The organism is Paraburkholderia panacisoli, assembly GCF_008369935.1.
GTDB lineage: Bacteria > Pseudomonadota > Gammaproteobacteria > Burkholderiales > Burkholderiaceae > Paraburkholderia > Paraburkholderia panacisoli.
In genome coordinates this window covers 42,985-56,855 of record NZ_VTUZ01000019.1, presented here as the reverse complement: position 1 = coordinate 56,855, position 13,871 = coordinate 42,985, and the positions used below count along the sequence as shown (strand labels likewise).

Genomic DNA, 13,871 nt, shown 5'->3' with positions numbered 1-13,871 from the left:
GGAGCGAACAATGCGCAAGAACGTCATCCTGGTCACGGGCGCCGGTACGGGCATCGGCAAACTCACCGCTCAATCGCTGGCCGAAGCCGGCCATATCGTCTACGCGACGATGCGCGATGTCGAAGGACGCAACAAGCCGCGTGCCGACGCGTTGCGCGCGCTCGCCGAAGCGCAAGACATCCAGCTGCATCCGCTCGAACTCGACGTGCTGTCGCAAGAGTCGGCCGACGCGGCTGCCGCGACGATCGTGCGCGAGCAGGGGCGGCTCGACGTGGTGATCCAGAACGCCGGGCATCTGGTGGTCGGCCCGAGCGAGGCATTCACGCCCGAGGAAATGATGAAGGTGTTCGACACCAACGTGTTCGGCGCGCAACGCGTCAATCGCGCGGTGCTGCCCTATCTGCGCAAGCAGGAAGCGGGGTTGATGGTGTGGATCAGTAGTTCGACGACCAAGGGCGGCTTTCCGCCGTTTCTCGGTCCGTATGGCGCCGCGAAGGCCGCGATGGATTCGCTGGCGGTCACGCTGGCCTACGAGCTCGCGCGTTTCGGGATCGAAACCTCGATCGTGGTACCGGGTGCGTTCACGCGCGGCACCGAGCACTTCCCGAGCGCGGGCAAACCCGCCGACGCCGCACGCGCGGCTGCCTATGCGCGCTATGACGGCGTGATGGACCGGATCGGCGAGCGCCTGTCCGAACTCACGCCGGACGATGCCGATCCGCAAGCCGTCGCCGATGAAATCGTGCGGATCGTCGCACTGCCAGCGGGCGAGCGGCCGATGCGCCCGGTGATCGACTTCGTCGGCGACGGCGCGCGCGAAGTACTCGAGGTGTCGGAGCGGGTGCGCATCGAGTTCGCCCGTCGGATCGGGATGGGGGATTTGCTGGAGGCGCGGGTCAGGCGGTGAGTTTCGCGATGTGAGGTTGGGCGGCAAGTGGGCGAGATGGACGGTGGAAAATTGCATAGTACTGCTCGCTGCTTGCCTCTGGCTGCCCGCATCCCGCGATTCCCGTTACCGCTCGCAACTGCCCGAGCCATCCGAACCCGCACACCATGAAACGCCCTACCTTGATCACTTGCGCGGCGCTACTGCCCTTGCTCGCCACCGCCTGCGATGCCCCGCATCCACCGCCCACCGCTTCCATCACCACGCGGAGCACGACCATGCAACCATCGGTCACGTACCTTCATCTGTTGAAGCACACGCCGTTCTTCACGAGCCTCACGACCGCGCAATTACGCTGGGTGATCGGCCACTCGCACGAATGGGAAGCGCGCGCCGGCAGCGTCGTCGCGCAATGCGACGGCGGCGCGGCAGACGCGCGCGATCAAGCCATTTGGATTCTGCTGGACGGCGGCTGGCAGATCGAAGCCGGCGGACATGCGTATCCGGCAGATCATGCGAGCGCCGGCAAATGGTTCACAGCGACGGTGACGAACCGCTCGTGCCGCGTCGTCACTACCGAGCACAGCTACGTGATGAAAATAGAACGCGCGGATTTCGACGCGATGCTCGCGCAAGATTTCGCGTTCGGCCCGCACATCGAAGCGGGCCGCCGCTACTACGCAGATCTGTTCGCCGCCCCGGCCGCACTCGCGCCATGACATCGAACCGGAACGTCGCACTTCGGCTTGAACACCAGAGCGCTCACACCGCCTTCGGATTACGCTCCGCGAATCCTTCCTGATGCCAGTACGGATACGCGGGACGCACGGCGCTCGCCGCGTCGAGTTTCGCGACCTGTTCGGTCGTCAGATTCCAGCCCACCGCGCCGAGATTCTGCCGCAGCTGCTCCTCGTTGCGCGCGCCGATCAGCACCGTCGACACCGTCGGCCGCTGCAGCAGCCAGTTCAACGCGATCTGCGGCACGGTCTTGCCGGTTTCGGCGGCCACTTCGTCGATCGCATCGAGCACGCGGAACAGATACTCGTCCGGCACCGGCGGGCCCATGTCGGCGGTCTTATGCAGCCGGCTCGAATCGGGCAGCGGCTGCCCGCGCTTGATCTTGCCGGTCAGGCGCCCCCAGCCGAGCGGGCTCCACACCACCGCGCCCACGCCCTGGTCGATGCCGAGCGGCATCAGCTCCCACTCGTAGTCGCGGCCGACCAGCGAATAGTAGGTCTGATTCGCGACGTAGCGCGGATAGCCGTAGCGGTCCGCGATGTCCTGCGACTTCATCAGATGCCAGCCGGAGAAATTCGACACGCCCGTGTAGCGGATCTTGCCGGCGCGCACGAGATCGTCGAGCGTGGACAGGACTTCGGCGATCGGCGTCCTGGCATCGAAGCCGTGCAACTGGAACAGGTCGATGTAGTCGGTCTGCAAGCGTTTGAGCGCCGCGTCGACCGCCTGGGTCAGATGGAAGCGCGACGAGCCGACACTGTTCGGGCCGTCGTCGAAACGGAAGGTCGCCTTGGTCGAGATGATCGCCTTGTCGCGCTTGCCCTTGAGCGCTTCACCGAGCACCGACTCCGATGCGCCCTTCGAATAGATGTCCGCGCTGTCGAACATCGTGACGCCCGCATCGAAGCAGATGTCGATCAGACGACGTGCTTCGGCGACGTCGGTCGCGCCCCACGCCTCGAAAAACTCGCCTTTGCCGCCGAACGTGCCGGTGCCGAAACTCAGTACCGGCACCGTGAAACCGGATGCACCCAGATGTCTGTATTCCATTGATGTATCTCCGTGGCATAGCCGTCGATAAACGGACGTTCAGTCTACGCGCGTCCCGGCGAACGTGTCGGCGGGTGGGCGGGGTTACGAAGCGTCGCTCGCAAGCGCGACGCGCGTCACGATGCGCCCCGCTGCTCGTCCAACTACGCGCCGCCCGCCGGCGAAGCGCTCAACTCAGCCAGCGCATCGCGCGTGGCTTGCATCACGCTGTCCCAGTCGCCCAACGCGGGCTGCCTGAACAGCCTTGCGCCCGGATACCACGGTGTGTCGCGGCGCTCCAGCAACCAGCGCCAGCAGGTGTCGAAGCGGTTCAGAATCCAGACGGGCCGGTTCAGCGCGCCGGCCAGATGCGCCGTCGACGTGTCCACCGAAATCACCAGATCGAGATTGGCGACCAGCGCAGCGGTGTCGGCGAAATCGTGCAGCTCTTGCGTGTAATCGGCGACGCGCCCGCTCAGTTCGCTACCCGACAACTGCGACGCCGCCGCGCCTTTTTGCAGGCTGAAGAAGCGCACGTTCGGCACATCGAGAAGCGGCGCGAAGCGCTCTAACGCGATCGAGCGGCGAGCGTCGATCTTGCGCAGTTCCGCGACGTGCGAGCGGTTTTCGCCCGCCCACACGAGGCCGACTTTAAGACGGCGATCCGTCCGTGCGTCCGCGTTTGCGTCCGCTTTTGCGTCGATACGCTCGCGCCATGCGTGCGCGGCTTCGAGGTCTGCGAAGAGATAAGGCGTCGCCGCCGGAATGCTGGCCTCGTCAGTCCTGAACGCGAGCGGCAGACTCAGCAGCGGACAGTGGCAATCGAACGGCGGCAACGGTTGCCCCGCTTCGACCAGCTGATCGACACCGTCGAGCGTGGTCATCAGCCGCATCAACGCGGCCGGCACTTCGAGCACGACCTTCGCGCCGAGCTTCGACACCAGCGCGGCATAACGGCAAAACTGCAGCGTGTCGCCGAGACCCTGTTCCGCGTGCAGCAGAATCGTCTTGCCGTCGATCGAAAAATCGCCGCGCCACAGCGGCTGCGCGAAGCCGCGCCGGTCCGTCTTGATCCGCGCGCGCTCCCAGCGCCATTCGTACTCGCGCCAGCCGGCTTCGAAGCGCCCCATTTGCAACAGACACAGCGCCTGGTTCCAGCGCGTTTCCACCGAGGCGGGATTGATCGCGAGCGCGCGTTCGTAACTCGACAGCGCGTGCGCATGCTGGTTGAGATCGATCTGCGCGAGGCCGAGGTTGTTCCAAGCATCGGCGAACGCCGGTGCCAATTCCAGCGCGCGCCGATAGCTGCGCTCCGCTTCCTCAGGCTGGTTCAGGTCACTGAGCGCATTGCCGCGATTGCTCCACGCAGCCGCGTAGTTCGGCTGCAACGCTAGCGCGCGATCGCAGCTTGCGAGCGCTTCGTCGGCGCGGCCCAGGTCGCGCAGCACACCGGCGCGATTGTTCCAGGCCACCGCGAACTCCGTCACCAACGCGATGGCGCGATCGAAACTGGCGAGTGCATCGAGCGGCCTGTTCAGCGCAGCTTGCGCGTTGCCGCGATTGTTCAGTGCGTCGGGAAAGTTCGGCTGTAGAGTCAGCGCGCGATCGGCGCTCGCAAGAGCTTCGCCATGGCGCTGCAATTCGTTGAGCGCGTACGCCAGGTTCGAATGAACCGGCGCCTGTTTCGCATTGACGGCGAGCGCCTTTCTGAGCAGCTCGCTGCCCTCTTGCGCACGGCCCGTTTGCAATGCGAGTTCGCCCAGCAATTTCAATGCGTCGAAATGACGGGGCTTGAGTTCGAGAATCTCACGATAGAGTTCTTCGGCTTCGACGATCGCGCCATTCTGTTGAAGCGCGATGGCTTGCCGAAGCATATGGTCCAACTGTTGCGGCAGATTGCCGGGCTTGCTCATACGGTCAGCTTTGATGGAAGGCGCGGGAAATCGCCGATGAATATCGGTGAACTTCCGGCGCGCAGTTGTCGTGCGAAACGCGGCACGCAACCAGCGCCGGAGAAAAAAGCGATTATCGCCGAAAAGCCCCGCATCGAACCATCACTGGCAGACCGCGCGAAGCGCGGCCCATCATGGCTGCCGAAGACGACGCGCGTCACGCCCATGCGTGACGCGCGCGAGATCACCTTACTGAGCCGTGCTGGACAGATGCTTGCGCTTGGCGAGATCCTGCGCCATTGCGTAGTGCTCCTGGATGGTCGGCAACGCCTTCTTCGCGGCGTCCTTCAACTGCTCGTCGCGGCCCGACGCGATTTCCGCCTGGAACGCCGACAGCGCTTTCTGTTCGCCGGCAAGCGCGACCTGTTCGATATAGACCTTGTCGAAGTCCGCACCGCGCAGATTGTTGATACTCGCGAGCACCGCCGCGTCGGGATCGTTCTTCGGCACGTCGACCCCGCGCGGGCTCGCCGCGCGCAGCGCGTCGGAAATTTTTGCGTTGTCGCTCGACACGCGTTCGGCAAAGGCCTTCACGTCGCGGTCGGTGGAACGCGAGGTGGCGATGCGCGCGGCGTCGCGTTGCGTCGCGACGGCCTTGGTGCCGTCCGCGATGAACGTCTGGTCGGCGGCGTGCAAACGGCCGGTGTCCGCCGCGGCTGCGGCTGGCGCGGTCTGCGCGCTGGCCGTGGTGGCGACAACCAGAAGGCCGGTCATGCAGGCGCTGGCGAGGGTGGCGAGAGGCAAGCGGATCATACGTTCTCCTTGTGGTGGAAGCGAAACAACAACGGTGCGTGTGCGCCTCGAACATCGTGCCGCGCAAAACCTTGCAGCCGGCTTGCGAGTGACTGACGGCGCCACGCTTTGATCGCTGTCGATTCTATGAGGCGCGTCGCGGACCATGTGAAACGATGCTGTCGCTTCTGTAACGTTAGGTAAGCTTCATATGAATGCCACAGAGCACAGGGTATGACGGCCGCCCTCTTCTTTTCGGCGCGCGTATGTGGCGCCAACCGGTTCACGCGCGGACCTCGCGCAGTCCACGCGATCAAAAACCCCCAGAAAATGCTGAATTTTTCGGCATCCGCGCCGATAACTGGAAAGTAAGCCACGCGCCGGTACCGAGCGAAACGTCTGCCACGCGCGTCACGCAGTGCAATTCCGGAGAGAGTCGATGGCAGAAGAACATCGCGCCAATCACGAACGCAGCAATCTGACGAGTTCCAACAAATTCGAGTTGTTGCTATACCGTCTCGGCACCGTGCCCGGCAGCGACGCGCATGAGTTGTATGGGATCAACGTCTTCAAGGTTCGCGAAATCTCGACGATGCCGCCGGTCACGCCGATTGCCGGTTCGTCGCCGTTCGTGATGGGGGCGGTGGATATTCGCGGGCAAATCATTCCGGTGATCGACTTGCCGCGACTGATGGGCTGCGAGCCGACGCGCGGCCTGAACATCCTGCTGGTCACCGAATTCGCGCGCTCGACGCAGGCGTTCGCGGTCGAGGAAGTGGACGATATCGTGCGGCTGGAGTGGAACCAGGTGTTGTCCGCCGACGGCGCGGCCGGCGGCAATCTCGTCACCAGCATCGCCCGCATCGACGGCAACACGGGCGACTCGCGGCTCGCTCAGGTGATCGACGTGGAGCAGGTGCTGCGCGATGTGTTTCCGTCACAGCACCCGAGCGTGGATCCGGCTTCTGTCGGAGAAGCGCTGGGCATCCGCCGTGGCGCGAAAATTCTCGCCGCCGACGATTCCGGCTTCGCGCGCAAGCTGATTGAACAGGCGCTGAGCGCGATCGGTGCGGACTACGTAATGACAAAGACCGGCGAAGAGGCCTGGCACACGTTGCAACAGGTTGCACACGAAGCGCAGTCGAGCGGTGCGCGGGCGAAGGACCGTATCGCGCTGGTGCTGACCGATCTCGAGATGCCCGAGATGGACGGCTTCATGCTGACACGCCAGATCAAGGCCGATGAGCGGCTGCGCGATATTCCGGTGATCATCCATTCTTCGTTGACGGGCGCGGCGAATGAAGCGCATGTGAAGAACGCCGGCGCGAACGGGTACGTGGCGAAATTCGCAGCGGGGGAACTGGCTGCTGCGATTCGGAATGCGTTGGGGACGGTGGCGGCGTGAAGTGGCTGGAGCGGTTGATTCACTGAGTGGTCGGCACTTTTGTCGTCGGGCCGGGCGCCGACGTCGCTCTGTTTCGAACCTCCGCCGCCGAGTTGCCTCACCCCCCGCTTGCGGCCCTCTTAAGCCCAAGCGAAAACACCACACGCCCCGTCTCGACACCCATCGTATTGAGCCTCTCCGGCGCATGAAACGCATCGAGCTTCGCGCGCTGCTCCACCGTCCCGATGTCGAGCACCGCAAGCAGTTCCGCCGTCACCGCATACAGCATGCCGAGATTGCCGTCCTCGATCTTCACGGCAATACCGAGCGCACCCTCGGCACCCGTTCTCGCGGTCTGCGCCGACGCGCGCACGCCGATCGCATAGCTGCCGTCCGCGCCGACCTTGCCGACCAGCGCGCCGCCGAACGCCTGCATCAGCGCGGTACAGAAGCGGCCCTCGCCGGCGACCAGTTCCGGATAGCTCGTCATCGCGCGGTAGATCCTCGCCAGCGCAGCCATGCGCGGTGACATTGCCGACCCAGCCGCACTCTCGTCCTGCGCCGCGGCCAGCTTCGCAAACAGCCGCGCGAGGCGGTCCAGAGGAAACGCCGGCGTCGGCAGATTGCAGCCGTCGATCGCCCACAACACAGCGTCGTCCGGCAGATCGCACACGTCGGCGACCGTGTGCTTGACGCGCACCTGCATCGGATGCTCGGGCCGTTCATAACCACCGATCGCCGCGCCGATCGAACGCGCGCCAGCCAGCATGCCCGCATGCTTGCCGGAACAATTGCTGCACACGGCGCCCGGCGTGAAGTCGCGCTTGAGCCAATCGATATACACCGCGTCGGACAGCGGCGGATGGCCGCCGCAGCGCAAGTCCGCTTCGCTCGCCTGCGCTTTCGCGAGCATGCTGCGCGTGCGTTCGATATGGCGCGCCTCGCTACTATGCGAGGCGCACATCAGCGCGAGGTCCGCTTCGTCGAAGCCGAAACGCTCGAGCGCACCGGTCTCCAGCACCGCCAGCGCTTGCGCCGGCTTCGCGGCGGAACGCGCAAGCGTCACGCGCGACGGATCGCCGAATGAATACAACAGGCGGCCGCGCCCGTCGACCACCGCGACGTGCGCAAGATGCGTGTTTTCAATCGCGTCGCCGCGATAGACAGTCGCCGCGACCGGCGCGCTTTCGTGCAGGGTCATGCCGTTCTCCTTGGAGTCGCGCCGGCAGTGCGAGCGCACTGAATCGTCGGCGGCGCGAGCGATTCTACGTTCGTTTCATGGATCGAACCAGGGCGCCGTCACATTGCTTCGTCAGCATCGTGAAGATGCTCGACCAGGTAGTCGATCAACGCCCTCACCTTCGGCGGCAAGAAACGGTTCGGCGGATACAGCAGCCACACCGAGCCCACGTAAGCACGCGCGACGAGCTGCCAGTCGGGCAGCACCTGTACCAGTGCGCCGCTTTGCAAGGCGTCGGTTGCGGCAAACTCCGGCACGCTCGCAATGCCGAAATCCTGCTGCGCGGCTTCGAGCCGCGCGAGCGCATGATTGGCGATATAACGTCCCTTCACGTCGACGCTTTGCGATTCCGCGCCGCGCCGAAAGCGCCAACGGTTGTCATCGGCGGTTTCGCCGAGGTAGATGCACGCGTGCCTGAGCAGATCGCGCGGCTGCGCCGGTGTACCGTGCTCGCGCAAATACGCGGGCGATGCCACCAGCAGCCAGCGCACCGCGCCCAGTCTTCGGCCCGCCAAACCTTGCGGCGGATGGTCGGTCAAGCGGATCACCAGGTCGACATCGTCGACGAGCGGATCGACGTCGTGGTCGGTGAACAGAAGTTGCAGGTCCACCTCGTCATACGCGCGCAGAAAGCCCGCGACCAGCGGATGAATCACCGCCCTCGCGAACTGGGTCGGCGCGCTCACGCTGACCTTGCCTTGGGGCCTGGCGGCCAGTTGCCCGGCGGCGTCGACCGCGGCCGTCGCCGCGCTCACCATGTCGCGGCAGAATCGCGCCACCTGCGCGCCCGATTCGGTGACCCGCACCGCGCGCGTGGACCGTTCGAGCAGGCGCGTCGCGAGTGCATCTTCGAGCCGCTTGATCTGCCGGCTGACCGTGGACGGCGTGCTGCCCAACTGTCGCGCGGCCACCGAAAAATTGCCGGCATCGACGACGCGCGCAAACACCGCCATGTCCGGCAGCAGCGCGAAAAGCTCGTTTGGGGTCATCTGGACAGGCTCGCGGGCAGGTTTTGGATTAATGCATCCGCGACATAAAAGCTGTGCGCGTCGACCCGATTATCTTCCTGCGCGCATAGTTCGACAATATGCGCTCCATCGCTTGAGGTCTGGGTCCGCCATGTCGAAACAAGAACGTCTGCTCCTGCTATCCGATCTGATGCTGCTTGCGGTCGCGGTGGTTTGGGGTACCAGTTACGGCGTCGTCAAGAGCGCGCTGGTGTTTTATCCGGTGCTGGGTTTGCTGGCGCTGCGCTTCGGCATCACGTTCGTGATTCTGTCGCCCGCGTTGCGCCATCTGCGCGCCGCCGACGCCCGCACGCTGCGCGGCGTACTGATCGCCGGCATCCTGCTGCTGGGGATATATCTCTGCGAAACCTTCGGCATCCTGATGACACGCGCCGCCAACGCCGCGTTTCTGATCAGCCTGTGCGTCGTGTTGACACCGCTCGTCGAATGGCTGTTGCTCAAACGCAGGCCGAGCCGCATCGAATGGGCGGCGGTGGCGCTGTCGTTGCTCGGTGCATGGTTGCTGGCCGGCGAAGGCAAGCTGAGTTTCAATCCCGGCGATGCGCTGATTCTGCTCGCCGCTTTGCTGCGCGCATTGACCGTGTGCGTGACCAAACGTGTGATGCGCGATTCGTCGCTGCCGCCTTTGTCGGTGACAGCGGTGCAGTCGGGCGTGGTCGCGTTCGGCAGCGCCGCGGCGGCCTCGCTGTTCACACCGCGACAGTGGCAAGCGCTGCCAGCGCTCAGCGGCCAGGCAACATTCTGGGCCTACATCGCGTATCTGGTGCTCGCGTGCACGCTGTTTGCATTCTTCGCGCAGAACTTCGCGATCAAGCGCAGCAGTCCCACGCGCGTGTCGCTGTTGATGGGCAGCGAGCCGGCGTTCGGCGCGCTGTTCGCCTGCATCTGGTTAGGAGAACAGATTTCGACGGCCGCGTGGGTCGGCGGCATGCTGATCGTCGCCGCGTCGATTCTGGCGACGGTGCGCTGGCGTGCATGGCGTACGATCGTCGCGCGAGCGTGACATGCCGCGCTCCGCGCGCATGCACGCACACGCCATGCGCCTGCCGATCAACGCGCCGCGACGACGCCCCGCTCGCTCACCACTTCGCCTCGCTGCAACACATACGCGAGACGTTCGCCCTGGCCGGTCAGCACGCCAATATCTTTCAGCGGATCGCCGTCCACCACCAGCAGGTCGGCAATCGCGCCCGCGCTGACAACGCCGAGCCTGCCCTTCAGATCGACGATATCCGCGGCGATCGTGGTGGCCGAGCGCAACGCTTCGAGATTGCCGAGCACCTCGGCGCGAATGCGCAGCTCGTCGCTCTGAAACGTGTGCATCTCGCCGAGCAGGTCCGAGCCGAAGCCCATCGGCACACCGGCCTTCGCGTAGATCTGCAACGAGTCGCGCCCCGCCTGCCGCACGGTTTCGACCTTGGCGATCGAATCGGCGGGCAGGCCGTAAGCCGCGCCGTGTTTGGCGAGCGCGTCGTAGGTGACCAGCGTCGGCACGACGAACGCGCCGTGCTCGTGCATCAATTGCGCGGCCGCTTCGTCGACGAGGTTGCCGTGCTCGATCGTGCGCACGCCGCAGCGAATCGCGCGCGAGATCGCGCGGCCGGTGTACGCGTGAGCCATTACATACGTATTGGCCGCTTGCGCTTCGGCGACGATCGCGCGGATTTCGTCCTCGGAATACTGCGTATTGCTGATCGGATCGGTCGGCGACGCGACGCCACCCGACGCCATGATTTTGATCTGCGTGGCGCCCTTCTGAATCTCTTCACGCACGGCGAGGCGCACGGCATCCACACCGTCGACCACGCGCGCAATCGCGCCCGCGCGAAACGCGCATGAGCACGGCTCGAGCACGTCGCCACGCGGCCGGAAATCGCCGTGGCCGCCCGTCTGCGACAGCGCCTTGCCCGACGGGAAAATTCGCGGCCCGGGAATCAGGCCGCCTTCGAGCGCCTGCGTCAAACCCCAATCCGCGCCGCCCGCATCGCGCACGCTGGTGAAGCCGCGCCCGAGCATTGCCTTCAGAATCGGCAGCGCGCGAATCGCGGTGAGGATGTTCGGCTGCGCCGCGTTCACGCCGAGATTCGCGCGCGAAGCCAGCACGTGCACGTGACAATCGATCAGCCCTGGCATCACCGTCTTGCCGCGAGCGTCGATCACGCGCGCGTTCGGTAGATCGACGGGACGGTCGGTGACTTCGACGATATGGCCGTTCTCGATGACCACATGATGATGTTCGAGCAACGCGCCCTGCGTCAGATCGAGTACGTTGCCGCCGCTGATTACCGTAATGCTCATTGATGTTTTCCTGACTGGATGAAGGAATCCGTCCGGTCTCGCGAGACCGGACGCGGCCCGACGCGTCGCCTCAGGCGCGGACGCCGCGCGGGTCGCGCACGAAGAAAGTGCCGGCGAGGCTGATGGACGCAGCGATCATCACGTAGATCGCGGGCGCCATGTTGCTGCCGGTCGACGCGATCAGCCACGTGATGAAAAACGGTGCGAAGCCGCCGAAGAGCGTCACCGCGAAGTTGTAGGCGACGGACAGTCCCGTCGACAACACGCGGGTCGGAAACAGTTCGGAGAACGCAGCGAGAATCGGGCCTGTGTAGGCGGCGATCAGCAAGCCGAACACGCCCTGGAACACCATCAGCGCAGCGAGGCCCGGCGCGCTGTTGATGTACGCGAACATCGGCCATGCGAGCAGCAGGATCAGCGCGGCCGCGCCGGACAGAAAGACGCGGCGGCCAAAGCGGTCCGCCAGCTTGCCGACCACCGGCGAGAAGCACATGATCATCAGCCCGCCGAGCATGCCCGCGAGAAAGCCGGTGGATTGCGGCAGATGCAGGATGCGCACCGAATAGGTCGGCATGTAGAACAGCAGCACGTAGGTGCAAACCGTCCACAAGATGACCATCGAAAAGCTGGCGCATGTCTCGCGCGGAAAGCGTTGGAACACCTCCGCGAGCGGCGAATCGTTCTTCGCTTCGTCGGCGACCGCGCTGAAGACCGGCGTCTCATCCATGCGACTGCGAATGAAATAGCCGACCGGCCCGATCAGAATGCCGATCAGAAACGGCATTCTCCAGCCCCACGAATGCAGCGCGTCCGCACTCAGATTCGCGGTCACGAAAGTGCCGACCGCGGCGCCCAGCAGCACCGCAAAACCGATGCTCGACTGGATCCAACTCGAATAGAAAGCACGCTTGTCCGCCGGCGCGTACTCGGTGAGAAAGGCAGTCGCGCTGCCCATTTCGCCGCCGGCCGAGAAGCCTTGCAGTAAGCGCGCGATCACGATCAGCACCGGCGCCCACACGCCGATCTGCTCGTAGGTCGGCGCGAGGCCGATCAGCGCGGTGCCGCCCGCCATCAGCAGAATGGTCAGCGAGAGCGCCGCCTTTCTGCCGACCTTGTCCGCGTACACGCCGAGCACGATGCCGCCCACCGGCCGCATGAAAAAGCCCACGCCGAAGGTCGCGACGGCGAGCAGCAGAGAGGTCAGTTCGTTGCCGGTCGGAAAGAACAGCTTCGCGATAATCACCGCGAAGAAGCTGTACACGGTGAAGTCGAACCACTCGAGCCCGTTGCCGAGCACGGTGGCGATAATGGCGCGCCGCCGTTGCTGCGCGAGCGTATCCACGGAGAGTGCGACGTTCGATGAAAGCGTTCCTTGCATGGTCCCTTTCCTCATCTGGCAGCCTTTCAGGCGGAAGTATCCGCAACGCGCCACGCCGTGATCGAGCGGCGCCTTCGCATGCATGACGCCGATCCTAGAGACACCTGATTTATTTTCGAAACGAAAGATTCGCATGCATGCATGCGCGTAGCGCATGCGAAGCGGTAGACAAGCGATGGTCAGGCCGCCGCCCTGCCCAACTGCTCTTCGGCCTGTTCGAACAGCCAGCGCGTGAAGACACGCGCCGCCTGGTTCTGCGAGCGGTCGTTCGGCGACAGCACGTAATAGCCGCCGCCGTGACTCGCCGAAGCCTGCGTCGCGCGCACCAGCAGGCCATCGCTCAGACATGCGTCGATCATGTGCCGCCAGCCGAGCACGATGCCCTGGCCGAGAATCGCCATCTGCACGAGCTGCGGATAGTGATTGACGGCGACCGCCTGCGGCGAGGCCGGCATCTGCACGCCGTTCAGACGAAACCATTCGGGCCACGACATCCATTGCCGCTGGCCGTCTTCCTGCATCAGCAAGGTTTCATGCGCGAGGTCGGCGGGTTCCAGCACGCGGCCGGCGAGATATCCGGGCGAACATACCGGGTACACCTCTTCGTCGAAGATGCGGCGTGCGGTGAAATGCGGCTCGGCGCGCTGGCGGCTGTAGTACAGGCCCACATCGAATTCCGCGGGCGACAGCGACGCGAGCCCGTCGCGCACGATCATTCTGATCTTGACGTTCGGATATGCGGCGCGGAACGCGCCGAGCCGCGGCGTGAGCCACAACACCGCGACGCCGGACGAGCACGCGATCGTCAGTTCGAGATCGCCGTAGCGCTTCATCACATCGAGCGTCGCTTCGGAGCAGGTGGCGAGCAGCCATTGCACATGCTTCGCGTAGCCTTCGCCGGCGATCGTCAGGCGCAACGCGCGATGCTCGCGCACGAACAGCGAGCGGCCCAGAAACTCTTCGAGCTGGGCGATCTGCCGGCTCACAGCGCTTTGCGTCAGATGCAGTTCGGCGGCGGCTTTAGTGAAGCTCGCATGCCGCACGGCCGATTCGAACGCGACCAGGCATTGGAGCGGGGGTAATGGGGCAATGCGCATGATGAGGGTTGCCGAGTGACGATTGCGTCATCATAGCGGCTCGGTCATGCACGTCGTCGTTGTGCGACGATGAGCAGTTCGGTGTGCGCGCCGCAGGGGATCTCGCTGC

14 protein-coding genes are annotated in these 13,871 nt (G+C 64.8%); 4 read left to right on the top strand and 10 right to left on the bottom strand.

Features of this window, described 5'->3' with window-relative positions; all coding sequences use genetic code 11:
- Positions 1-10: 10 nt before the first annotated feature.
- Positions 11-907, top strand: a complete 897-nt coding sequence (locus FVF58_RS26135; protein WP_149672725.1) for an SDR family oxidoreductase — start codon at positions 11-13, stop codon at positions 905-907.
- On the opposite strand, the gene FVF58_RS51615 is transcribed toward FVF58_RS26135, so the two are convergent.
- Positions 897-1,166 (bottom strand): hypothetical protein, encoded by a 270-nt coding sequence (locus FVF58_RS51615; RefSeq protein WP_188130935.1) that lies wholly within the window; start codon positions 1,164-1,166, stop codon positions 897-899. The two genes, FVF58_RS26135 and FVF58_RS51615, sit on opposite strands and share 11 nt — an antisense overlap.
- Here FVF58_RS51615 and FVF58_RS26130 point away from each other — a divergent pair.
- Positions 1,165-1,605, top strand: coding sequence for a cyclic nucleotide-binding domain-containing protein (locus tag FVF58_RS26130; RefSeq protein WP_246217202.1), 441 nt, complete (start codon positions 1,165-1,167; stop codon positions 1,603-1,605). The two genes, FVF58_RS51615 and FVF58_RS26130, sit on opposite strands and share 2 nt — an antisense overlap.
- 43 nt (positions 1,606-1,648) lie before the next feature.
- On the opposite strand, the gene FVF58_RS26125 is transcribed toward FVF58_RS26130, so the two are convergent.
- The 4 genes from FVF58_RS26125 to FVF58_RS26115 all read right to left on the bottom strand — a co-directional run bounded on the left by FVF58_RS26125 (position 1,649) and on the right by FVF58_RS26115 (position 5,358).
- Positions 1,649-2,674 (bottom strand): aldo/keto reductase, encoded by a 1,026-nt coding sequence (locus tag FVF58_RS26125; protein ID WP_149672723.1) that lies wholly within the window; start codon positions 2,672-2,674, stop codon positions 1,649-1,651.
- 143 nt (positions 2,675-2,817) lie between these two features.
- Positions 2,818-4,566: a tetratricopeptide repeat protein gene (locus FVF58_RS26120; RefSeq protein ID WP_149672722.1), complete on the bottom strand. Its 1,749-nt coding sequence runs from the start codon at positions 4,564-4,566 to the stop codon at positions 2,818-2,820.
- The gene (locus FVF58_RS51610; protein WP_188130931.1) at positions 4,563-4,772 is read right to left on the bottom strand and encodes a hypothetical protein; all 210 of its coding nucleotides are present in this window, start codon (positions 4,770-4,772) and stop codon (positions 4,563-4,565) included. The genes FVF58_RS26120 and FVF58_RS51610 overlap by 4 nt, the downstream gene beginning before the upstream one ends.
- A gap of 22 nt (positions 4,773-4,794) precedes the next feature.
- Positions 4,795-5,358 carry a DUF4142 domain-containing protein gene (locus FVF58_RS26115; RefSeq protein ID WP_149672721.1) on the bottom strand — a complete coding sequence of 188 codons (564 nt, stop codon included), beginning with the start codon at positions 5,356-5,358 and terminating at the stop codon, positions 4,795-4,797.
- A 418-nt stretch (positions 5,359-5,776) separates the two neighbouring features.
- Between FVF58_RS26115 and FVF58_RS26110 the strand changes: the two genes are divergently transcribed.
- Positions 5,777-6,742, top strand: coding sequence for a chemotaxis protein (locus FVF58_RS26110; protein ID WP_149672720.1), 966 nt, complete (start codon positions 5,777-5,779; stop codon positions 6,740-6,742).
- 97 nt (positions 6,743-6,839) lie between these two features.
- Here FVF58_RS26110 and FVF58_RS26105 read toward each other — a convergent pair whose 3' ends face one another.
- Positions 6,840-7,922, bottom strand: a complete 1,083-nt coding sequence (locus FVF58_RS26105) for an asparaginase (RefSeq protein ID WP_149672719.1) — start codon at positions 7,920-7,922, stop codon at positions 6,840-6,842.
- A 98-nt stretch (positions 7,923-8,020) separates the two neighbouring features.
- The gene (locus tag FVF58_RS26100; RefSeq protein WP_149672718.1) at positions 8,021-8,950 is read right to left on the bottom strand and encodes a LysR family transcriptional regulator; all 930 of its coding nucleotides are present in this window, start codon (positions 8,948-8,950) and stop codon (positions 8,021-8,023) included.
- Between the two features lie 130 nt (positions 8,951-9,080).
- On the opposite strand from FVF58_RS26100, the gene FVF58_RS26095 reads away from it, so the two are divergent.
- Entirely contained in the window at positions 9,081-9,992 is a 912-nt protein-coding gene (locus FVF58_RS26095; RefSeq protein ID WP_149672717.1) for a DMT family transporter, read from the top strand.
- Between the two features lie 47 nt (positions 9,993-10,039).
- Here the strand turns inward: FVF58_RS26095 and FVF58_RS26090 are convergent, their stop codons facing one another.
- The 3 genes from FVF58_RS26090 to FVF58_RS26080 form a co-directional block, all read right to left on the bottom strand.
- Positions 10,040-11,287, bottom strand: a complete 1,248-nt coding sequence (locus FVF58_RS26090) for a metal-dependent hydrolase family protein (RefSeq protein WP_149672716.1) — start codon at positions 11,285-11,287, stop codon at positions 10,040-10,042.
- Positions 11,288-11,357: 70 nt separating this feature from the next.
- Positions 11,358-12,665, bottom strand: a complete 1,308-nt coding sequence (locus tag FVF58_RS26085) for an MFS transporter (RefSeq protein WP_149672715.1) — start codon at positions 12,663-12,665, stop codon at positions 11,358-11,360.
- Positions 12,666-12,844: 179 nt separating this feature from the next.
- Complete coding sequence (locus tag FVF58_RS26080) at positions 12,845-13,762, bottom strand: LysR substrate-binding domain-containing protein (protein WP_149672714.1); 918 nt, start codon at positions 13,760-13,762, stop codon at positions 12,845-12,847.
- Between the last annotated feature and the right edge of the window lie 109 nt (positions 13,763-13,871).

Coding starts and splice junctions, on each gene's coding strand:
- FVF58_RS26135 (WP_149672725.1), top strand. CDS start 11: ATGCGCAAGAACGTCATCCTGGTCACGGGCGCCGGTACGGGCATCGGC.
- FVF58_RS26130 (WP_246217202.1), top strand. CDS start 1,165: ATGCAACCATCGGTCACGTACCTTCATCTGTTGAAGCACACGCCGTTC.
- FVF58_RS51615 (WP_188130935.1), bottom strand. CDS start 1,166: ATGGTCGTGCTCCGCGTGGTGATGGAAGCGGTGGGCGGTGGATGCGGG.
- FVF58_RS26125 (WP_149672723.1), bottom strand. CDS start 2,674: ATGGAATACAGACATCTGGGTGCATCCGGTTTCACGGTGCCGGTACTG.
- FVF58_RS26120 (WP_149672722.1), bottom strand. CDS start 4,566: ATGAGCAAGCCCGGCAATCTGCCGCAACAGTTGGACCATATGCTTCGG.
- FVF58_RS51610 (WP_188130931.1), bottom strand. CDS start 4,772: ATGGGCGTGACGCGCGTCGTCTTCGGCAGCCATGATGGGCCGCGCTTC.
- FVF58_RS26115 (WP_149672721.1), bottom strand. CDS start 5,358: ATGATCCGCTTGCCTCTCGCCACCCTCGCCAGCGCCTGCATGACCGGC.
- FVF58_RS26110 (WP_149672720.1), top strand. CDS start 5,777: ATGGCAGAAGAACATCGCGCCAATCACGAACGCAGCAATCTGACGAGT.
- FVF58_RS26105 (WP_149672719.1), bottom strand. CDS start 7,922: ATGACCCTGCACGAAAGCGCGCCGGTCGCGGCGACTGTCTATCGCGGC.
- FVF58_RS26100 (WP_149672718.1), bottom strand. CDS start 8,950: ATGACCCCAAACGAGCTTTTCGCGCTGCTGCCGGACATGGCGGTGTTT.
- FVF58_RS26095 (WP_149672717.1), top strand. CDS start 9,081: ATGTCGAAACAAGAACGTCTGCTCCTGCTATCCGATCTGATGCTGCTT.
- FVF58_RS26090 (WP_149672716.1), bottom strand. CDS start 11,287: ATGAGCATTACGGTAATCAGCGGCGGCAACGTACTCGATCTGACGCAG.
- FVF58_RS26085 (WP_149672715.1), bottom strand. CDS start 12,665: ATGCAAGGAACGCTTTCATCGAACGTCGCACTCTCCGTGGATACGCTC.
- FVF58_RS26080 (WP_149672714.1), bottom strand. CDS start 13,762: ATGCGCATTGCCCCATTACCCCCGCTCCAATGCCTGGTCGCGTTCGAA.